The organism is Verruconatronum alginivorum, from assembly GCF_056590205.1.
Genome location: NZ_JBWPVQ010000001.1, coordinates 4,507,554 through 4,526,564 on the forward strand (window position 1 = coordinate 4,507,554; position 19,011 = coordinate 4,526,564).

17 protein-coding genes are annotated in these 19,011 nt (G+C 59.7%); 9 read left to right on the forward strand and 8 right to left on the reverse strand.

Annotation, left to right across the window (positions count from 1 at the left end):
• Window positions 1–109 precede the first annotated feature (109 nt).
• From ACWUI2_RS16200 to rpsA, 3 genes are all read left to right on the forward strand, one after another.
• Complete coding sequence (locus ACWUI2_RS16200) at window positions 110–1,273, forward strand: sulfite reductase subunit alpha (RefSeq protein ID WP_486983889.1); 1,164 nt, start codon at window positions 110–112, stop codon at window positions 1,271–1,273.
• Between the two features lie 207 nt (window positions 1,274–1,480).
• Entirely contained in the window at window positions 1,481–1,915 is a 435-nt protein-coding gene (locus tag ACWUI2_RS16205; protein WP_486983890.1) for a ferritin family protein, read from the forward strand.
• Between the two features lie 252 nt (window positions 1,916–2,167).
• The gene (gene rpsA / locus ACWUI2_RS16210) at window positions 2,168–3,829 is read left to right on the forward strand and encodes a 30S ribosomal protein S1 (protein ID WP_486983891.1); all 1,662 of its coding nucleotides are present in this window, start codon (window positions 2,168–2,170) and stop codon (window positions 3,827–3,829) included.
• Window positions 3,830–3,956: 127 nt separating this feature from the next.
• On the opposite strand, the gene tsaE is transcribed toward rpsA, so the two are convergent.
• The 3 genes from tsaE to ACWUI2_RS16225 are packed head-to-tail and all read right to left on the reverse strand — an operon-like array spanning window position 3,957 to window position 6,213.
• On the reverse strand, window positions 3,957–4,394 hold the full coding sequence (tsaE, locus tag ACWUI2_RS16215) for a tRNA (adenosine(37)-N6)-threonylcarbamoyltransferase complex ATPase subunit type 1 TsaE (protein WP_486983892.1): 438 nt from the start codon (window positions 4,392–4,394) through the stop codon (window positions 3,957–3,959).
• Window positions 4,378–5,358 carry a thiamine-phosphate kinase gene (locus tag ACWUI2_RS16220; RefSeq protein WP_486983893.1) on the reverse strand — a complete coding sequence of 327 codons (981 nt, stop codon included), beginning with the start codon at window positions 5,356–5,358 and terminating at the stop codon, window positions 4,378–4,380. Before ACWUI2_RS16220 ends, tsaE begins: the two co-directional genes overlap by 17 nt.
• An 18-nt stretch (window positions 5,359–5,376) precedes the next feature.
• Window positions 5,377–6,213, reverse strand: a complete 837-nt coding sequence (locus tag ACWUI2_RS16225; protein WP_486983894.1) for a CPBP family intramembrane glutamic endopeptidase — start codon at window positions 6,211–6,213, stop codon at window positions 5,377–5,379.
• A 123-nt stretch (window positions 6,214–6,336) separates the two neighbouring features.
• Between ACWUI2_RS16225 and ACWUI2_RS16230 the strand changes: the two genes are divergently transcribed.
• Window positions 6,337–7,410 (forward strand): lactonase family protein, encoded by a 1,074-nt coding sequence (locus ACWUI2_RS16230; protein WP_486983895.1) that lies wholly within the window; start codon window positions 6,337–6,339, stop codon window positions 7,408–7,410.
• 162 nt (window positions 7,411–7,572) lie between these two features.
• On the opposite strand, the gene ACWUI2_RS16235 is transcribed toward ACWUI2_RS16230, so the two are convergent.
• The gene (locus tag ACWUI2_RS16235) at window positions 7,573–7,767 is read right to left on the reverse strand and encodes a hypothetical protein (RefSeq protein ID WP_486983896.1); all 195 of its coding nucleotides are present in this window, start codon (window positions 7,765–7,767) and stop codon (window positions 7,573–7,575) included.
• A 264-nt stretch (window positions 7,768–8,031) separates the two neighbouring features.
• On the opposite strand from ACWUI2_RS16235, the gene ACWUI2_RS16240 reads away from it, so the two are divergent.
• The 5 genes from ACWUI2_RS16240 (at window position 8,032) to ACWUI2_RS16260 (ending at window position 13,882) form a co-directional block, all read left to right on the forward strand.
• Window positions 8,032–9,063, forward strand: a complete 1,032-nt coding sequence (locus ACWUI2_RS16240) for a peptidylprolyl isomerase (protein WP_486983897.1) — start codon at window positions 8,032–8,034, stop codon at window positions 9,061–9,063.
• A gap of 95 nt (window positions 9,064–9,158) precedes the next feature.
• A complete protein-coding gene (locus tag ACWUI2_RS16245) occupies window positions 9,159–10,244 on the forward strand; it encodes a peptidylprolyl isomerase (RefSeq protein WP_486983898.1) in 1,086 nt (361 codons plus the stop codon).
• A gap of 42 nt (window positions 10,245–10,286) precedes the next feature.
• The gene (locus ACWUI2_RS16250) at window positions 10,287–11,318 is read left to right on the forward strand and encodes a peptidylprolyl isomerase (protein WP_486983899.1); all 1,032 of its coding nucleotides are present in this window, start codon (window positions 10,287–10,289) and stop codon (window positions 11,316–11,318) included.
• 261 nt (window positions 11,319–11,579) lie between these two features.
• Window positions 11,580–12,743: a peptidylprolyl isomerase gene (locus ACWUI2_RS16255; RefSeq protein ID WP_486983900.1), complete on the forward strand. Its 1,164-nt coding sequence runs from the start codon at window positions 11,580–11,582 to the stop codon at window positions 12,741–12,743.
• Between the two features lie 200 nt (window positions 12,744–12,943).
• The gene (locus tag ACWUI2_RS16260) at window positions 12,944–13,882 is read left to right on the forward strand and encodes an N-acetylglucosamine-6-phosphate deacetylase (RefSeq protein ID WP_486983901.1); all 939 of its coding nucleotides are present in this window, start codon (window positions 12,944–12,946) and stop codon (window positions 13,880–13,882) included.
• A 6-nt stretch (window positions 13,883–13,888) separates the two neighbouring features.
• Here ACWUI2_RS16260 and ACWUI2_RS16265 read toward each other — a convergent pair whose 3' ends face one another.
• From ACWUI2_RS16265 to ACWUI2_RS16280, 4 genes are all read right to left on the reverse strand, one after another.
• On the reverse strand, window positions 13,889–15,169 hold the full coding sequence (locus ACWUI2_RS16265; RefSeq protein ID WP_486983902.1) for a competence/damage-inducible protein A: 1,281 nt from the start codon (window positions 15,167–15,169) through the stop codon (window positions 13,889–13,891).
• A 133-nt stretch (window positions 15,170–15,302) separates the two neighbouring features.
• On the reverse strand, window positions 15,303–15,779 hold the full coding sequence (locus tag ACWUI2_RS16270; protein ID WP_486983903.1) for a hypothetical protein: 477 nt from the start codon (window positions 15,777–15,779) through the stop codon (window positions 15,303–15,305).
• 170 nt (window positions 15,780–15,949) lie between these two features.
• Entirely contained in the window at window positions 15,950–17,071 is a 1,122-nt protein-coding gene (locus tag ACWUI2_RS16275) for a hypothetical protein (protein WP_486983904.1), read from the reverse strand.
• A gap of 42 nt (window positions 17,072–17,113) precedes the next feature.
• Complete coding sequence (locus tag ACWUI2_RS16280; protein ID WP_486983905.1) at window positions 17,114–19,006, reverse strand: matrixin family metalloprotease; 1,893 nt, start codon at window positions 19,004–19,006, stop codon at window positions 17,114–17,116.
• Window positions 19,007–19,011 lie beyond the last annotated feature (5 nt).

Consider the following 19,011-nt stretch of genomic DNA (forward strand, 5'->3'; position numbering starts at 1 on the left):
GCGAAGAGAAGCTCCGGGAGCTTTCGTTAACGAAGGACTTCCGGCGACCGCAAGGTCCTTGGCGTTTCGCGAGAGTCTTCGTGGTAAACCAAAGACGTAGTTAAGGAAAATGTCGAACGCAACGCAAACCAACCTCTACACCAAAGACAAGCCGTTGATAGCTTCCCTGAAGGAAAATCGGCTATTGAACAAGCCGGGATCGGCGAAGGAGACCCGGCATTTCAGTGTCGATATAGCCGGGAGCGGCATGGTTTACACGGTCGGCGACTCGTTGGGGGTGTTCCCGAGCAACGATCCGAAGGATGTGGAACAGTTGCTCCGGGCGTTGGGGGCGACCGGCGAAGAGCCGGTGGAGCTGCCCAAGTTGGAGGAACCGCTCCCTTTGCGGGAGGCGCTGCTGAGCCGGTTGTCGATCGCCGGACCGACCCGGAAGACCTTGGAGGCGTTCCACGACCGGGCGACCAATCTGGCGGACCGGGCGGAATTGGAGGCCCTGATGTTGCCGGAGGCGCGGGAGAAGGCGATGGAGTTTCTGGCAAACCGGGAGTTTGTCGACCTGTTGGAGGAGTTCCGGAGCGTTCGGTTCACGCCGCAGGAATTTGTCGGATTGTTGAAGCGGTTGATGCCGCGGTTGTATTCGATCGCCTCCTCCCCCTTGATGTTTCCGGAGGAGATCCATTTGACGGTGGCGGTGGTTCGTTACACCACCAACGAGCGGGAGCGAATCGGGGTTTGTTCGACTTATCTGGCCGAGCGATTGCCCCTCGCCGAAAAATCGGCGCCGGTTTTCGTGGCCAGTTCCCATTTCGGGTTGCCGGAGGATGAGGCGGCCGACGTGATCATGGTCGGTCCGGGGACCGGGATCGCGCCGTTTCGCGCCTTTATCCAGGAACGGGCGGTGAAGGGAGGCACCGGTCGGAACTGGCTTTTCTTCGGCGACCAGCATCGGGCGACCGATTATCTCTATGAGGAAGAGTTCGAGGATTATCTGAGGAATGGCGTCCTGGAACGGTTGGATTTGGCGTTTTCCCGGGATCAGGAACGGAAGATTTACGTCCAGGACCGGATGATGGAAAATGGGAAGGAGCTCTGGGATTGGTTGCGGAACGGGGCTTACTTTTTCGTTTGCGGCGACGCCAAGCGAATGGCGAAGGATGTTGATATCGCCCTGCAGCGGATTGTAGCCGAACATGGGAAAATGAGTCCGGCCGAGGCGGGGGAATACGTCAAGGCGCTCCGGAAGGATAAGAGGTATCAGCGAGACGTCTATTGAGGAAGGCCCGCGAACCGCGAGGTTTGGGTTGCAAACTGCATCGGCGGCGACCTGGTGGAGAGGTTGTGTGGCGGATGGTTTTCGGACAATCGCCCTCGATCGAAGCCGTTGGGCAGGCGGATCGGCGGAGGTGGGGGACTGGGGCGGAAGGCTGGCCCGGGGAAATGGATCGTGTTGGCACGGATCCAGCTATGTTTGGACGACTCAATGTTTTCGGACGAACTGCGTACTTTCCAGCTCCTTGATGCGATCCGGCGTGAATGCCGCGTCGGCGAATCGATTTACCGGGCGGCCGCCGCGACTGCGCCGGATTCCGATCTGAAGTATCTGTTCAGTTCGTACGCGGCCCAGCGGACCCGGTTCGACGAGGAATTGCGGTCCGTGCTGGAGACCCTCGGCTGGGTGGAGGGAGCGGAGGTTCCGGTGGAGCGGGAGGTGAGCGGACCGGGGGCCGGGGAAGGGCGGTCCCCCCGGCAGCTTCTGGAAACCTGCGCCCGGGTGGAGGAGGAGACGATTTCCCGGTATAAGCGGGTCCTGGCGGAGGAATTGCCGGACGCCTGCCGGGCGGTGATGGAGCGGCAGGTGGAGGAGTTGCGGGCGGTGCGGGAGCGGCTCCGGGATCTGCACGCGTTGGCCGGGTGACGGTCGGTTTTCGAACGGTTTTTCCCGGAAAAGATTTACCGGGATTTTTCTTTTCCACTTGCCAGCAAAAGCATGGAGGGCATGGTATTGTTCTCTTTTGCGGCTGAAAAGGCAGAGAAAAGACCGGGATGCCGCTTGTTCCTCACCCGGTCACAAAAATATCGAAAACCATCAACCTGTTTGGCCGTGGGCCAAAACGTCGACAGTCCGGGCTCCGAGGAGCGGTTCGGGCATGCCGGCACCGTCAACATAATGAGTAACTTAATGGAAGAATTGCTCGCCGAGAGCAAATTCGAAAACCTCAAACAGGGAGCGATCGTTCCCGGAACCATCACTGAAATCCGCCAGAACGAAGTGGTGGTTGATATCGGAGGCAAGTCCGAGGGAGTCATTCCCGCCTCCGAGTTCGTCGACCTCGGCGAATTGCAAGCCGGATCGCAGATCGACGTCTACGTCGAAAAAGTGGAGGACGTGGGCGGAAACCCCATCCTTTCCTTCGACAAAGCCGAGCAGAAGAAGAACTGGGAAAACATCCTTTCCAAGTGCGAAGAAGGTTCCATCGTGGCCGGTCGTATCAAGGCCAAGGTCAAAGGCGGCCTGATCGTCAGCATCGGCGTCGATTCCTTCCTGCCGGCCTCCCAGGTCGACGTCCAGCCCCCCAAGAATCTCGACCAATACGTCGGGCAAACTTACGATTTCAAGGTCCTCAAGATCAACCTGGACCGGAAAAATATTGTCATTTCCCGCCGCGAACTGATCGAAGAGCAACGGCAGCAAAAGCGCCGCGAGCTTCTCGAAAGCGTGGCTCCGGGCCAAACCCGCCGCGGGGTGGTCAAGAACATCACCGACTACGGCGCCTTCATCGACCTCGATGGCCTCGACGGTCTCCTCCATATCACCGACATGAGCTGGGGCCGCATATCGCACCCGAGCCAAATGGTGAAGCAGGGTGAGGAAATCGAAGTGATGATCATCGAAGTCGACCGCGACAAAGAGCGCGTTTCGCTCGGGCTCAAGCAACTCGCCAAGAATCCGTGGGATCGTATCGAGGAAAAATATCCGGTCGGCGGCAAGGTCCACGGCCGGGTGGTCAATCTCGTCCCTTACGGTGCCTTCGTCGAACTCGAAGAAGGCGTGGAAGGTTTGGTGCACGTTACCGAGCTTTCCTGGACCAAGCGGATCAACAAGCCGAGCGAAGTGCTCAAGGTCGGCGAGGAAATCGACGCCGTGGTTCTTGGCATCCAGAAGGACGACCAGAAGATCTCCCTCGGGGTTCGCCAGCTCGATACCAATCCGTGGGAAATGGTTCAGCACAACTACCGGGTCGGTTCCCGCGTCAGCGGCAAGGTGCGCAACATCACCACCTACGGTGCCTTCGTGGAACTGGAGGAAGGGATCGATGGTATGGTCCACGTTTCCGACATGTCCTGGACCCGCAAGATCAACCACCCGAGCGAGATGGTGAAGAAGGGCGACGACATTGACGCGATCGTTCTCGACGTCGATCCGAGCCAGCAGCGGATTTCGCTCGGTATGAAGCAGCTCGCCGACGATCCGTGGGAGGATATCGAGAGCTACTTCAAGATCGGCGACGTCGTCTCCGGCAAGGTCTCGAAGCTTACCAACTACGGTGCTTTCATCGAACTCAAGAACCAGATCGACGGCTTGGTGCACATCAGCCAGATCGCCGAAGAGCGGGTCGAGAAGGTGAAGGATCATTTGAAACCCGGTCAGGAAGTCTCCGCCCGCGTGATCAAGATCGACCGCGACGAACGTCGGATCGGCTTGAGCATCAAGGCCGCCAACTACAGTTCGGAACAGCTGGCCGCCGAGGCCGCCGTTTACGACACCATGAAGGATGGCGAAGACTTGATGAAGCTCGGCGATCTTCTCGACGAAGCCACCAACAAGTAATCGGTCTTTAAGAAAACCCACCTCCCGGCAACTTCAGGAACCGGGAAGGTGTCCGGCCCCGCCCGCCAGTTATCTTGGCGGGCGGGGCTTTTTTTTGACGGGAGCGGGCGCGCCGGGTGGGGCGGGGTTATCCGTGAATCAAGCGGACGATGTGGCTGCCTTCCGTCGTGATCGTAAAGTCGAATTTCCAACTGTCGGTGGGGAGCCAGTCTTGGATTTTCGAGGGCCATTCCACGGCAATGCAGTAAGGTGGCTGGAGGAAATCCTCGACCATCAACGCCTCCATTTCGTCCGCCGAATTCAAACGGTAGGCGTCCAGATGCAGGAGGTTTCGCTTTCCCCGGTAAACCGAGAAGATATTGAACGTCGGACTGGTGACCGTTTCCCGAATGCCCCAAGCTTCGGCCAAACCCTTGACGAACACCGTTTTCCCGGAACCCAGGTCACCGGTGAGTTCGAAAGTGATGTTCTCCGGGCAGATTTCCGCCACTTTGGCCGCGACCGCCCGCATTTCCTCCGGTGAGCGGGTTTCGATGCCCGCTTTTAGTTCAGCGAAGATGCTCATATCCTTGGATTGTTCCTGAAAGTTCCTCTGGTAATCCGCGAAGCAACGGGCCGTCGGCGTCCGTGTCGCGCCGGACAAGACGGCCGATACAAGTGAGGGAGAGGGGGAATCGCTTTTCCCAATCGGCGACGAAGGCGGGGAGGTCGGCTGATTTCCGCACGGCGATCAGGAGCTCGTGGTCTTCGCCGTCGCACAGGGCGTGATGGAGGGGGGAACGACCGCTTTTCTCCGCCGAGATTTCGGCGTCCCGGGAAACGGGGATTCGGTGCGGGAAAAGCTCGGCTGCGGAACCGGGCGGAATCAGGGCCGGCAAATCCTTGGCCAGTCCGTCGCTGATATCCATTCCCGCCACCACTTCCTCCCGCGCGGCAAGCCATTCGCCTTCCTTGAGGCGTGGTTCGAACGAAAAATGGTGTCCGAGGCGGCTGCCGCCGAGTGCACCGGTGACGAACAGATGATCTCCCTCTGCGGCCCCCTTCCTTAGGAGGAGGCGTGGTCCGGTGCTTTCGCCAATCAACGTCATGCAGGCCGCGAGAAGTCCGTCGGTTTGGCTGATGTCTCCGCCGGACAGCGGAACGCCGTAGAGTGCCGAAGCGTCCCGCAATCCGAGATGAAAGCGTTTCAGCCATTCGAGGGAAGTGGTCGGCGGCAGGAGCAGGGAGAGAACGGCCGTGATCGGACGGCCGCCCATGGCGGCGACATCGCTCAGGTTTCGTCTGAACAATTTTCCGGCGACATCTTCCGGCGCGACGGTTTCATCGAAATGCCGTCCCCAGAGGACGGGGTCGGTCGTGACCAAACCCCGGGTGTTCCCGCCGGAAACCTGGAAAACCGCGCAATCGTCGCCGATCCCTTTGGGAGAAGAGGGGGAGGCGTCGCCAAGCCAGCCCCGAATCGCTTCGATGAGGCGGGATTCCCCGAGGCTGGCGGCCGACTGCGCGCGGTGTGAGTTAAACGGATTCATGGGCGCTGAGGGCGGGACTCACGTCATCAAGCCGCCGGATGCGAGAATGATGATCACTGTATTCAAGTTGAAAATACCATGGAGGAGGATCGGCGTTTTGATGTCTCCGCTCCTCTCGTAAACATAAGCCAAAGCGATGCCGAGGATGGCGAGCGGGACGAAGCTGAAGAGGTTCTTATGAACCAGGGAGAACAGGAGTCCATTGGCGACCAAGGCGGCGATGAGCCCGGTCCTGGCTTTGAGGAAACGGTAGAGGCCGCCGCGGAAGATGATCTCTTCGCTGATTGGGGCGACCACGACGGTGAGGACGATCATCAGGATCAGGAGGAGGGGGGTGTCGATTTGGGCGAACAAAATGACCGAGTCCTGGGCGTCGGCTTCAATGTCGAAGGTTTCAAGGATCCAGTTCCAGCCGTAGGTGATCGGAAAAATGATCGGAATCAGGACGAGAAACGTATAGAAAGCGATGCCGGCGGCTTCGGGCCAGGACCTCTTGCGTTTCACAAACGGCTCCTGGAATTTATCGCGGTAGCTCTTGTAGAGAATAACGACGCCGAGAAGCGCGGCCAGATGGGTGGCAAAACCGAGGAAAACGATCTGTTCGGGCGTATCGGCGATCAGCCACTCCGTCGGCGCGAGGCCGACCGCGACGATTTGGACCAGGATAACAACGACGATGATGGAGATCACTCCGATCACGAAGTTCGGAATGTTCAGGTTCCATCCCGGGACGCTCGCGGCAGGGTCGATCCGTTTCGATTCATGCGAAAAAAAAAGGAAATGAATGAAACAGGCGAGCCCGCCTCCGAGTAGGAGGAGGAGATAAGCCGCGACGAAGCTGTTTTCGATAGGCATGCCTTTCCATCTGAACAAAAAGCGGCGTCGGTGGCGAGCAGGTTTGTCCTGACATCGCGGAGCGGGTGCGGACCGGGCCAATTGGCCTTGCCGCGGGCGGGGGAGGGGTTAACTTGCGGAAGAATGGGAGTATTGCTCTACGTGGGAACGGTTACCTCCGAAGGCGGAAGCGAGGGGATTTATTTGTATGAAGTCGATTTGGCTGCGGGGAGGCTCGTCCCTCGGGGATTGGCGGCGAAGGCGGAGAGCCCGTCGTTTCTGGCGTTTCATCCGAAAAAGCCGGTCCTTTATGCCTTGGACCAGATGGACTCGGATGAAGAAAAGGGGATCGGGGCGGTTTCCGCTTTTGCCATCGAGCAACGCGACGGAAAGCTCCGGCGCTTGAATCAGCGTTCGACCGGCGGTGCGGGACCGTGTCATGTAACAATTGATCCGGCGGGCCGGACCGTCCTGGTGGCAAATTACGGCGGGGGGAGTGTTGCGGCGTATCCGGTGTTTGATGACGGCACTCCGGGGGAACGTTCGGCTTTCGTCCAGCACGAGGGTAGTGGTCCCAATTCCCGGAGGCAAAAGGCTCCGCACGCCCATTCGGTGAATGTCGATCCGGCGGGGAATTTCGCGCTGGCTGCGGATCTCGGGGCCGATCGGATCTTTGTTTACCGTCTGGACCCGGCCGGAGGATTGATGGGCGGGAAGGAGTTCGCGAGCGCCGCGTTGGCACCGGGAGCGGGACCGCGGCATCTGGCGTTTCATCCTGGGGGACGTTGGCTGTATGTCATCAATGAACTCGACAATACGGTGACGGCATTTACCTGGGATGGAGCCGAGGGACGCCTGGAAATGGGGCAGACGTTGGGAACGCTGCCGGATGGTTACTCCGGGGAAAGTTGGACCGCCGAGATCCTGGTCCATCCATCGGGGCGGTTTCTTTACGGGTCGAACCGGGGACACGACAGTATCGTGGTGTTCCAGGTGCGGGACGATGGAACGCTTGAGGCGATCGAGCACGTTTCGACCGGCGGTCGTCATCCGCGGAATTTCGGAATCGATCCGACGGGCCAACTCCTGGTCGTCGCCAATCGTGATTCCGACAACCTGGTGGTCTTCCGCATCGATCCGGAGAGTGGACGTTTGAGTCGGACCGGAGCGGTGGAATCGGTCAACGCCCCGGTCTGCGTGCGGTTCCGCTGTAGCTAAACTCCGCAGTAGGAATAGCCACAAAAAAGCACAGAAGACGCAAAAGCATGGGATAGCTCATGGGCGACCGATTATTACCAACCACTCGTTGGGTGATCGGAAGTTTTTGCCTTTGCGCCTCTTGTGTCTTTTTGCGGCTAAATACAACTGTTGCCGACGCCGTCAGCGGGGGAGTTCCATGGGCGGCGGAGCGGTCGGGTCGGGGGCGAATTGCGGTTGGGTCTCTCCGGTTGGAGGATGCGGGTCCGCGTCCGGCCGCGGTTGAGGGGTGGAGCGGCAAGCGGCCGTCGCAATCAGAAGGACGGCGAGCAAGCCGGCGATTTTGGTGAATCGGATTCCAGTGTGGATCTCAGGCATGTCGTTTGGTCGTTGGTTATTGGTGGTTTCGCGGACCCGGATTATCGAAAGGGTCGATTTCCAAAAGGGATCCGGCCGACAAATGGAAAGAACAGGAAGTATACGCGGTCGAAGGGGGAGGATGCAAATGTAAAGGAATTTGCCGTCGCGACCGGACGGGACTGGCCCTGGTCGCCTGATGTTTGAGATCCTGCTTCGAAGCTGTTTTCGAGATTGAAACGGCGGGGAACTCCGCCCAGCATCTTCGGCTTATCACTGGTTACTATGATTCACCTTCGAGCTGCGGATCCGGGCGTCAGGTTTACTTCCTTCTCATGTCGGCGGACTCTTTGGCCGATTCTTTGGGTGGCGGCGCTGGTTGCGGCGGCGGTGGTTCCCCGGGCGCATGGGGAGGTGAAAGGGGTGACGTTTTCGACGACCGCCGGTGAGTTTCATCTGAGGATGTTACCGGAGGCGGCGCCGGAGACAGTGGAAAGCTTTCTGGCACGGGTGGTCGCGGGAGATTACGTCGGGACCGTGATCCATCGGGTCGAGACCGATGCGGTGGTGCAGGGAGGGGTGTTTCGATTGAATTGGGACCTGGAAGGGCCCGACCTGACGCCGCTGGTGATCGCCCCGCCGGGCGGCCATGAACCCGGATCGCCCGCCTTGCGTGGACGGGTGGCGATGGAGGTGTTGGAAATCGAGGAAGGGACCTTTACGACGGCGTGGTCGGTCAATCTGCGGGATAACACCGACCGCGAGGAAGTGGCCGTGGTCTTCGCGGAGGTTGTGGGAAGCGGAATGGACGTGTTCGAAGCAATCAACGGGATGAGCCTCTGGTCGTGGGGCGTCGGCCCGTTTCCGGCCGCCTTCGGCTCGGTCCCGTGGATGAATTACAATCCGAAGTTCAGTTTGGCTCTGGAGCATTTTGTCCGGGTGGAGTCGACGACGCCCTTCGTGTTCAACTACTGGGGAATGCCGCCGGGGTCCGGCCTGCGCGATTCGTATTGGTTCGGGCGACTCGATGACCATCATTTCGAGGAGGAGGACGGGAAAGGATGGGTCCGGCATCTGGAGCATGACTGGATGTATGGAACCGGACCAGGATTTGCGCAGGGGATCTGGATGTGGGATCACGGTCAGAAGGATTGGTTGTGGACTCGGGCCGACCTTTATCCCTTCTTCTACCGCCATCACGGCGGCGACGGCTTTTGGGTTTACTACCGGACCGGGGGGAATCCCGGTGGAAGGGAGTTCTACGAATATCGCGACAGCAACAATCCGAACGCCGGAGTTTGGCGGACGATTCCCTGAGGGGAACGGGAAAGGTGTTCGAGATCCAATTTCTTTGTTTGAAAACTAGCCGCAGGGCGCCAAGATGCGGCTCCATTCAATTGATTCATCCCATCATGATCGCTCAATTATCTTCGAAAATCCGTCCGATAGTAGACCGGATCAAACGTCCCGCCACCGGGGCCGCCCTGGTGTTGACCACTCTCTTCGCTTTCGGCGGTCATGTGCCGGCCCACGCGGTGGAGGCAGAGAAGGACGATGATCCCGGTGTATTGATCGTCACCAATCTCGGGCACTTCAGCATCCGGTTGCTGCCCAGTGTGGCTCCGCAAACCGTCGACAACTTTTTGACGTATGTGAACTCGGGCGCTTACGACGGTTCGGTGTTCCACCGTTTGGTGGAGAACTTCGTTTTGCAAGGCGGGGGGTTCCGTCTCGTTCCGAACCCGCAGACGGGGTGGTTCCAGGTGAAACATGTGCCGGACAATGCTCCGGTGGTGAATGAATTCAATCTCTCGAATGTGCGGGGGACGGTGGCGATGGCGAAGCAGCCCAACATCGTGAATAGCGCCACCAACCAATGGTTCGTCAACATCGGTAACAACAGCGCGAATCTCGATTTCCAGAACGGTGGGTTTACCGTCTTTGGCCGGGTAGTCGGAAACGGGATGGCGTTTATCGATCAGATCAACGAACTGCCGATCATGGATGCGTCCAATGACGAGTTCGCCCATTATTTGCATTTCAGCTTCAATTCGGTTCCGTGGGCTCCGGGCAACCACGAAGGAAGTTCCGATGTGACGTTGGACAATTTCGTGGTCATTCAGTCCGTGACCGTGTTTGACTTCGCCTTTTGGACCCTGCCGGCCGGCCGCGGGGTCCGTCCGTCGGCCTGGTTCGGCCAATTGGATGACGCGCATTTCGATTATGGGATGCGGGAAGGATGGGTCCGGCACGCGGAGCATCGGTGGCTTTACACCCGCGGCGCCGGAGATCCGGCCGATGGTTTTTGGCTGTGGGACGACATTCAGCAGGATTGGCTTTGGACCCGCCCCGACCTGTATCCGTTTCTTTACCGACACAATGGAGGCGACGGTTTCTGGGTCTATTATCGAACCGGTGGTCAGCCGGTGGCCCGGGAATTTTACGAATATCGGGACGAGGAAGATCCGAACGCGGGCGTTTGGAGGGTAGTGCCTTGAAGGGAAGGTTTGCCTCGTCTGTTCAACCTAAATCAACAAATTATGCATCAAGTTCAGAAAATGGGTCGCGGCCTCGGACCGCTGGTATTTTCCGCCGCGTTGGTCGCGGGCGTTTCCTTTGGATTCACGAACGCTCACGGAGAGCCCTTGCCGGAGGCAATCGGCGCGACGGTTTCGACCAGCATGGGGGATTTCCGGTTGCGGTTGCTGCCGGAAGCGGCTCCGGGAACCGTCGATAACTTCCTGCGATACGCCAATTCCGGCGCCTACAACGGGACCATCATTCATCGGTTGGCCCACGATTTCGTGGTGCAGGGAGGCGGTTTTTCAGTCGTGCAAACTCAACAAGGAATCCAGGCGGTGGCGGTTCCCACCCATCCGCCGATCATCAACGAGTTCCAGTTGTCGAACGTCCGGGGCACCGTGGCGATGGCTAAACTGGGAGGAGATCCGAACAGCGCGACGAGCCAATGGTTTGTCAATCTCGGGGACAACAGCGCCAACCTGGATGAGCAGAACGGCGGTTTCACCGTTTTCGCGGAGGTGATGGATGGCGGCATGACGGTCGTGGATGCGATCAATGACCTGGACGCCTGGAACGCGAGCTCGATCCACGGGGCTTTCAATCAATTGCCCTTGATTGATTACGAAGCTGAAGACGCGTTGGTGCTCCAGCATTTCGTGACGGTCCATTCGGTCACCGCGTTCAATTTTTGGGGGAAGCCGCTGGGCGCGGGAATGCGGAACTCGTATTGGTTCGGGTCGCTGGACGATGGGCACTTCGACCACGGGACGCGGGAAGGATGGCTCTGGCACGGCGAACACCGTTGGCTCTACAGCCGAGCCGCCGCGGATCCGGCCGATGGTTTTTGGTTGTGGGACGACATCCAGCAAGACTGGCTCTGGACCCGGCCGGACATTTACCCGTTTCTCTATCGTCACAACGGCGCCGAACCAGGATTTTGGGTTTACTACCTGACTGGCGGCGCTCCGGATGCGCGTGAGTTTTTTGAATACCGGGACTCCGAAGATCCGAACGCAGGTGCCTGGCGGACGGTTCCCGACGAAGAATAAATCGGGGTGAGGGAGACAGGATGAAAACGAAACGCTGGCTGAATTTATTGTTTGTGGCGTGTGGCGGCGGTCTGTTGGCCGTTTCCATGACAACCGGTTGCGGGGGTGGAGGCGGGGGCGGATCCCCGGATACGAGTAACACCCCTCCGGCCGAAACCCCAGTGCCGCCGAATGGCGGGGAGTCGCCGGATACGCCGCCGATGCCGAGCCCTCCGTCGAGTCAACCATAAGATTAAACCGCTGGAGCGGCGAAGGAAGGGAATGAAAACGATACTTGCGACGGTCTTGATTGGCATCGGACTGATGGGGACGGTGAGCGCCCAGATAGCGATCCGTCAGGTTTACGTGGACGTGGCCGGCCCCGAGACGATTCTACTCAACGACTTTGTGGTCATTGTGACTGAGGATGGTGACATCCCGATTCGATTACGAACCGACGTGGCGCCGAGCACCGTGGCCGGTTTTCTCGAGCTGGTCGAAGCCGGGGCCTTTAACGATAATCTCATTCACCGCTCCGAGCCCGGGTATGCCATTTACGGCGGTGGGTTTCGTTTCTTCGAGCAGATCGGACCGGTCGCGATTTCTGGATTACGACCGGTGCTGCGGGAAGGAAATATGGCGAACCGCCGGGGGACGATGGCGCTCGTGCAGTTTCCCGACGATCCCCCGGGCGACACGACCCGGTGGCGAATCAATGTCAGTGACGCGCAAGCGCAAAGGGACGCGGTTTACGGCACGGTGCAGGTGATCGGCGAAGTCATGGAAGGAGGAATGCAGGCGGTGGAGTCGATCAACGCGCTACCGGTGGTCGATTTCGATGGAGAGCTGAGTTCCCTGCCCGTGACCGAGATGCCGGGGGAGGAATTCGATTTGGGGTTGTTGGTCGTGTCGCCCGGAATCGCGTCGTTGTCGAACGTCTCTATTGTCGCGCAGGTTCCCGAGGATATTGTTTCGGCGAGCCTATCGCCGTCCGGGAGGGAATTGACTCTCACACCGGTTCCGGGTCAGACCGGAAGTTCGGATATCGCTTTGCATTACCACGGCGGTGGGCGGGATTTGTTCACCACGCTTCGTGTGGTGGTGGTTCCGCTCGACTTTTTCGGACGGCCCCCGGGAGGAGTGGTGGATGAGACGTTTTGGTTTGGGACCTTCAACGTGCACGATTTCAACCCCGCCACCCGGCTCGGTTGGATTTGGCATGGCGAGCATGGGTGGTTTTACGTCGCGGGAAAAGGATACCGCGAGGGCATTTGGACGTGGGACCATATCCAGCAGGAATGGCTGTGGACCCGCCGGGATTTGTATCCGTTTTCCTGGGGACACGACCGGCAAGCCTGGACCTATTATTACCGCGGAGGCACTCCGGCCGGCCGGCATTTCTACGATTACGAGGAAGAGGCCTGGGAGTTGGTGAAACCGGAGTGACCGGTGGGGGGGATTCTCTCCCTGCGGTAGAACGCCTGTCCTGTTGGAGTTCCGGCTTTGCCGGTCTCTGAATCGACGTGGGGACCGCCTGAAGGCGGGACTCCAACAAATCGCCCAGATGGAATAGTCCGGGGCTGGATGATCGATCTAATAGGTATGAGGTTGACATGCGAGCCCCGGAAACCCAGGGTGGGACCGTAATGGGTTCAACGGAGAAAACTCTTTTCGACATTCAGGTAAATGGGTTTGCCGGGGTCGACTTCCAGCGGTCAAATCTCGGATTGGAGGACCTGCGGCGCGCGGTGCGCGGTTTGGGCGACCACGGCACCGGGCGTTTTTTCCTGACGTTGATCACCGACTCGGTCGAGTCGTTGGAACGGAAGTTTGAGCGAATTGAGACGTTGCGGAGCGAAGATTCCGTAGTGGCGGAGGCGATTTGCGGGTATCATTTGGAAGGCCCGTGGTTATCGCCGGAGCCGGGTTTTCGCGGAGCCCATGATGCGCAATATATGGGGGCGCCGGATTTGCGGGCGTTCGAACGATTGCAAAAAGCGGCGGGGGGGAATCTTCGTTTGTTGACGTTGGCCCCGGAGTGGGAGGGATCGGTTGAATTCATCCGGACTGTGACGGCGGCCGGGGTGGAAGTCTCGCTGGGCCACACCAATGCGTCGGAAGGGGAGATCGACCGGGCGATCGCGGCGGGGGCGAAATTCTGCACCCATCTGGGAAATGGGGTGCCGGGTCAATTGGACCGACATAATAATGTCATCCAACGTTTGCTCGCCCGGGACGAACTGACGGCGTTTTTCATCCCGGATGGAATCCATATTCCGCCGGGAACTCTGCGGAATTTCGTCCGGGCCAAGCCGAAGGAAAAAGTCCTTTTCACCACGGATTGCATGGCGGCCGCGGGTGCACCGGCGGGCCGTTATTCGATCGGGGCAATCGAGCTCGAAGTGGGGGCGGACCGGGTGGTCCGCATGCCCGGGGCATCCAACTTCGCCGGTTCGGCGCTCTGCCCCGACGAAGGGGTCGAAAACGCCGTCCGTTGGCTCGGATGGACCCCGGCGGAGGCGCGGGCCGCTTTCTCGACCCGGGTGGCCGAGGCGTTTGGCATCGCCGTGCCGGACGCGGAGTAGGAAGCGTCAGGAACCGAGCGGTTGGTCGGCTGGTTCGGGAACCTTATTCCGCAGAAGAGTCCGCCGCAGCCAATCGAGGAGAGCGTTCACGGCCTGTTTGCGGACATGGGAACGTCCCCCGGAGAAATGGACTTTGCGGGCCCAGGAATCCGTAGGGGTGTCGAGGCCGAGATAGACCGTGCCGACCGGATTCGCTTCGTTGCCCCCGCCGGGCCCCGCAAAACCGGTCACGCTCAAGGCATAGTCCGACCCGAGGCATTCGCCGACGCAGGTCGCCATGGCCACGGCGGTTTCGGCGCTGACCGCGCCGTGTTGGGCGAGCATCGTCTCCGGAACGTCGAGGATCTGGACCTTGGCGTCGTTGGAGTAACAGACGACTCCTCCGAGGAACACCTTGGACGAGCCCGGAATATCGGTGAAACGGCTCGCCAGCAAACCTCCGGTGCATGATTCGGCGACCGCTAGGGTCATTTCCTGGCGGCGCAATAACTCGAAGACGACATTCTCCAAAGTGTCGTGGCCAAAGCAGAGGAAATCGTCGCCCAGTTCCCGGGCGATTTGCAGCGCGACTCCTTCCAGCTTTTTGCGGGAAAGGTCCCCGTTGGCGGAACTGATCCGAAGATCCACCATCCCTTCGTGGGGACAGGAGGCGACTTCGATGCCGGGGCAGAGATCAAGCAGCGGTTGGACCTTTTCGATCAAGAAGCTTTCACCGATCCCGGCGGTCCGGATCTGGACGTAGACCTCTTCTTCGCCGAGGATTCCCTTTCGGCGCAGTCGCGGCAACACCTCTTCCTTCAAAATGTCCTCGAGTTCCGCGGGCGGACCGGGGAGGAGGATGGCGGTCTTACCGTGCCATTCCAGCCAAAGACCGGGGGCGGTGCCGACCCGGTTGGTGAGGACCTCGGCGCCCGCCGGCCGGAAGGCGATTCTGCGGTTGATGTCGGGCATCGCTTTCCCACGTTTTCGGTAAAACTCTTCCAGGTGACGTTCGATCTCGGGATCGTGCACCATTTCGAGCCCGAGGGCTTTGGCGACGCAATCGCGGGTGATGTCGTCCGCGGTCGGACCGAGGCCCCCGGTGACGATGACGATGTCGGCCTTCTCCAAGCTGGCGAGAAATTCCTGGCCGATGGCGACTTCTTCGTCGTTGATCACCACGTTTCGTTGGGGATTGAGGCCACATCGGGCCAGTTGATCACCGAGATAAGTGAGGTGCCGGTTCTCGCGAAGTCCGATCAGCAACTCGTTTCCCAAGGTGAGGATTTCCAATTTTGTCGGGTTCATGAAAAGGATAAAATGCTTCAGGGGGGCGGCAGGCGGAATTGCGACGGAAATACAGCTTATCCGGTTCGGGCGGGAAAGCCAGCCGGGAATCGCGGGTTTCGAGGGGATCGCGCGAGGGGCGCGCGGCGAGAGATTAGAGGGCGAGATAGGTTAAAGTGGCGGCGACGGCGCCGAGCACAGTGAGGGCGCAGGCGAATAACGCCCTCCGGATCGAAAGCAGTAATTGTGTTTGTCGGCGGTTGAGGTCGACCATTTCGGCGACCAGTTTGTTCATTGGTTCGGGTTTGGCGGCGGGAACCAGTCCGTTCCAGGCCGTGGGAGACGTTTCCGGGGAGGAGGTCGCCGCCTCGTGACCGGGAGTGGATGTCGAAGCGGCCTCCGCCTTTTTGAGGATGAAAGCGAGATCATGCCATTCCCGCTCCAGTGAGGAACGGCACGGCGTGACCGCCGGGATTTCGCCGGATTGATGCAAGTCGCGCAATTCCTCCAAGGGATAAGGGCCGTCTTCCTCTCCACGATGGAAAAGGTAGAAGCCGGGGCGCGCCGGTTTTTTTCCGTTCATGGCGAAGCGGGGCCGGTCGGGTTCCAAGATAGTGGATCCATTCCTCATAGGATCGCAATCATACGTTGAGAGGAACTGAGTTTCCATCAGGGTCGACCCGTCCGCAGTGTCGGGGGAACTACCTAGTCGGAGTCACTGTAAGGAGTCGGCTGGTTCCGATGTCCGACAGCAGCGGACGGGGCGCGCCTCCACGCACCATCGGGGCATGACGGCCTTATCTACCCTTCTTCGTCCACGGTGGCGGTCGGGTGCCGGGCGATTCGCCAGAAAACTTTGACGGCTTCGGGTGGAACCGGGCCGGACCAAGTGGGGCCCCGTTGCGCCGTGGCGACAGTTACCCATGGGGCGCCTCCTGTCAGTTCCGTGCTCGATTGAACTTCGAACGGCAAGTCGGAGGGATTTTCCACGTGGAGGGTGATCGTCCCGTCACTGTAATGGACGGACGAAATGCGCAAGGTCGTGTCGCCGAGCGGGGCCAGCGTCAAGCGGTGGCCCGTTGCGGCGAGGTGGGCATCGATTTGATCTCGGTAGTGAGGAACAAACGAATCATACGTGGTGGTGGTGGTGCCGTTGCGCGGGTTGCTGCTGGTGCTGATTGCGGCGTGAACTCCGGCGATCGTCAGCAGGCCATCGGCTAACACAAAGGACGGGCTTCCCGAATCGCCGATCTCACCATAAGCGTCATCGGGGTGGGCCGTGCGTGAAACATGTCTGAATCGAAAATTGCGGGTGTCATTCAGGCTAACGCTTCCCTGGGTCGGGCCAAACCAATCTTCGAACTCCTCGATGATCCCGCGGCCGATGCGAGGGCTTTCCGGGCCGCTTCCGTAGACGATGATTTCGCGACCGGTGAACTCGGCTTCGGGAAGGTCGAGGATGGGATAGAATGGGATCCGGTGCGACGCCGGGATATCTTCAGCAAGTTCGCCGATGAATAAATCGGTGTTTTGGTTTTGGTCGTTCTTGAGGTTATAAAACTTTGCGTAGGTGTAGGAACGAAGTTGTCCATCCATCCCGACGAACCGGATTTGGGTGCCGACGGTCGGCCTGAAATGGTTGGCCCCGACGAAATGCCTGGGCGAGATCAACGCGAAGCCCCGGCGGGGATCATTGGCACTCCAACCGACGCCATGAAAGGAATGACTGGCGACCCAGAGGCCCGGGTTGGTCTCAGGCGAGTTCGGAAAGGTTCCGGCCACGAAACGGTGGTGCCGGTCCGGATCAAACTGGTCGATTTGCAGGGCTTCGAGCGCAAGAGGCGCCCAGGCAAGCAGAGCGATGGCGGCTAGCGGAAGCCAGTGGAAAACGTTGGGCGGAAGCATGGCGGTCACGATAACCATGATCTTCCTTCCGTAAAGTCGCGGGAAGAGATTATGGAAGTCTCACGGGACCCACTCGATCTTGAAGAACTCTCGCGACTCCTCCGAGGTTGGGAGGGAGATTTCACCCGTGGTGGAGGCAGGCAGGACGGCGCGGGGAAAGGCGGTCCAGTTGATCAAATCGGTGGAGCCGTGGAGCTGGTAGACCTCGAAAGGGCGAGCTTGGAAGGTGATCGACGTGGCGTCGACGGCGGTGACTTTCAACCGGGAGTTTGGATCGAGCGGGTCGGTGCCGAGGCGGAATTCCTGGAGATTGGTCAAACCGTCTCCATCGGGATCGTCGTGAGCTCCGGAGAGGCCGGCCACCGGTGTGCTCGATCCGAAGTGGGCGGCGCGCCAACTGTCGGGCAATCCGTCGGGCGCCCCGGCCGGTTGGGTGGATAAGAGGAACTGGATGACCCGGACCTCCACCGGAGCGGACTGGTTCACCTCGTCGCTGAAGCGGACGTAAGCACGATCGTAAGCACTTATTCCGGCGGGATCAAATTCCGGCGAATCGCCGAATGCGGCGCTCGGGGTATACGTGAGAATTGAATTGGAGAGGGAGAAACTTCCATTGCTTGACGTGGGAAAGAGCAGTTCCGTGGTGATCTCGTCTCCGTGGAGACTGTAGCCGCGCGCTTCGACTTGATTCACCGCGGGATTCGTCAGCGGTTGGAAGCTGGTGACGGCGCGAATCATCCGGTCGAAACCAAACGGGGGCGCCTCCAATGGATGGACCCGTGCGATTGTGTCGATATCCCAGTCGGCCAATGTCGCGCCTCGTCCGTCGGCTTTCACCGTGTAATACATGATCGCTTCGCTGAGGTAAGGATCGGATTCGTTCGGGGTTTCGCTGGAGTGGGCCAATCCGAGCACATGACCGACCTCGTGGGTGAGCACCTCTTCGAAAGTGACTGGATTTTGCATGGACGCCGCGGTGTGTTTTAGAACCACAAACCCACGGGTCGAGCGATGAAAGGGGAGTCCGTCGACGATACCGCCCCATCCTCCCGGGTTGTTTTGGGAGCCGAAGTTGTCCCTCCAGGTGAAGGATTGACCGCCGATACCAAGGACGTTCGAACTCCCGATCGCGTTGTAGTTGTCATGCAATTGGATCCGGATGCGACCGTCGTTGATGTCCACGTTAGTGGCGGCGGTTCCGAACGACTGAACCCCTTCGAATTCGAAGGTGGCGGAGGAGACGTCGGCCCAGGCGGCGAAGGCGTTTTCCACGGCTTCGAGCGCCGTCGGCAAACTGATGCCCGTCGGCAGTGAGTCCGCGTCGACCAGGTAACGGAGCGGTTCGCCGCGGTCCGGGAGGATGAATCGACGCTCCGGTTGGGAGATGCCAAGGGGGGGAACAGCGCTGACCATCGGATCGGAGGCGACCGAATACCCTCCGGTCGGACTGGACCCCGCGGCAAAGACCGAGAGGTCGTCGCCCGCTTCCCTTTTCGGATACAATTCGCGCAACTGGTTCAGTGGAGTCGTATCGGACATGGGCCGGGCACCGTTCTTGCCGGTTTCCGAGAGGAGACGAGGAGCCCCATCGGGACCGCCGACGGTGACCAGTCGCCCGTCGTGATGGATGGAAAGAAACAGCAACCGATCCTCGCCGGGAACGAACGTCGGCATTTCAGTGATCGTTTCGCCCCGGCCTTCGATCAATCCGCCGCGGTAGCGGAGAACGAGTCGGTCTGGGAAACGGCCTTTGAACGTTTCGTGAATCGTAAAGGTCGCCGCGGTATAAATTCGGTCGTCCTCATCGAGGAACGAGACTACCGTTTCGACCGTCCCGCGAGCGATCGCTCCGGACGTGGCGGCGCGGTCCTCGAGGGATAATGGGACGACCGACGCGGCGAAAAGAAGCGGTGCGAGAAGGAGTGAGAAGAGGGTAGGAATGAAATAACGCATGGGAT

Bases quoted from the DNA above. Each gene is read 5' to 3' on its own strand.
- ACWUI2_RS16200 (WP_486983889.1), top strand. From the start codon at position 110: ATGTCGAACGCAACGCAAACCAACCTCTACACCAAAGACAAGCCGTTG.
- ACWUI2_RS16205 (WP_486983890.1), top strand. From the start codon at position 1,481: ATGTTTTCGGACGAACTGCGTACTTTCCAGCTCCTTGATGCGATCCGG.
- rpsA (WP_486983891.1), top strand. From the start codon at position 2,168: ATGAGTAACTTAATGGAAGAATTGCTCGCCGAGAGCAAATTCGAAAAC.
- tsaE (WP_486983892.1), bottom strand. From the start codon at position 4,394: ATGAGCATCTTCGCTGAACTAAAAGCGGGCATCGAAACCCGCTCACCG.
- ACWUI2_RS16220 (WP_486983893.1), bottom strand. From the start codon at position 5,358: ATGAATCCGTTTAACTCACACCGCGCGCAGTCGGCCGCCAGCCTCGGG.
- ACWUI2_RS16225 (WP_486983894.1), bottom strand. From the start codon at position 6,213: ATGCCTATCGAAAACAGCTTCGTCGCGGCTTATCTCCTCCTCCTACTC.
- ACWUI2_RS16230 (WP_486983895.1), top strand. From the start codon at position 6,337: ATGGGAGTATTGCTCTACGTGGGAACGGTTACCTCCGAAGGCGGAAGC.
- ACWUI2_RS16235 (WP_486983896.1), bottom strand. From the start codon at position 7,767: ATGCCTGAGATCCACACTGGAATCCGATTCACCAAAATCGCCGGCTTG.
- ACWUI2_RS16240 (WP_486983897.1), top strand. From the start codon at position 8,032: ATGATTCACCTTCGAGCTGCGGATCCGGGCGTCAGGTTTACTTCCTTC.
- ACWUI2_RS16245 (WP_486983898.1), top strand. From the start codon at position 9,159: ATGATCGCTCAATTATCTTCGAAAATCCGTCCGATAGTAGACCGGATC.
- ACWUI2_RS16250 (WP_486983899.1), top strand. From the start codon at position 10,287: ATGCATCAAGTTCAGAAAATGGGTCGCGGCCTCGGACCGCTGGTATTT.
- ACWUI2_RS16255 (WP_486983900.1), top strand. From the start codon at position 11,580: ATGAAAACGATACTTGCGACGGTCTTGATTGGCATCGGACTGATGGGG.
- ACWUI2_RS16260 (WP_486983901.1), top strand. From the start codon at position 12,944: ATGGGTTCAACGGAGAAAACTCTTTTCGACATTCAGGTAAATGGGTTT.
- ACWUI2_RS16265 (WP_486983902.1), bottom strand. From the start codon at position 15,169: ATGAACCCGACAAAATTGGAAATCCTCACCTTGGGAAACGAGTTGCTG.
- ACWUI2_RS16270 (WP_486983903.1), bottom strand. From the start codon at position 15,779: ATGAGGAATGGATCCACTATCTTGGAACCCGACCGGCCCCGCTTCGCC.
- ACWUI2_RS16275 (WP_486983904.1), bottom strand. From the start codon at position 17,071: ATGGTTATCGTGACCGCCATGCTTCCGCCCAACGTTTTCCACTGGCTT.
- ACWUI2_RS16280 (WP_486983905.1), bottom strand. From the start codon at position 19,006: ATGCGTTATTTCATTCCTACCCTCTTCTCACTCCTTCTCGCACCGCTT.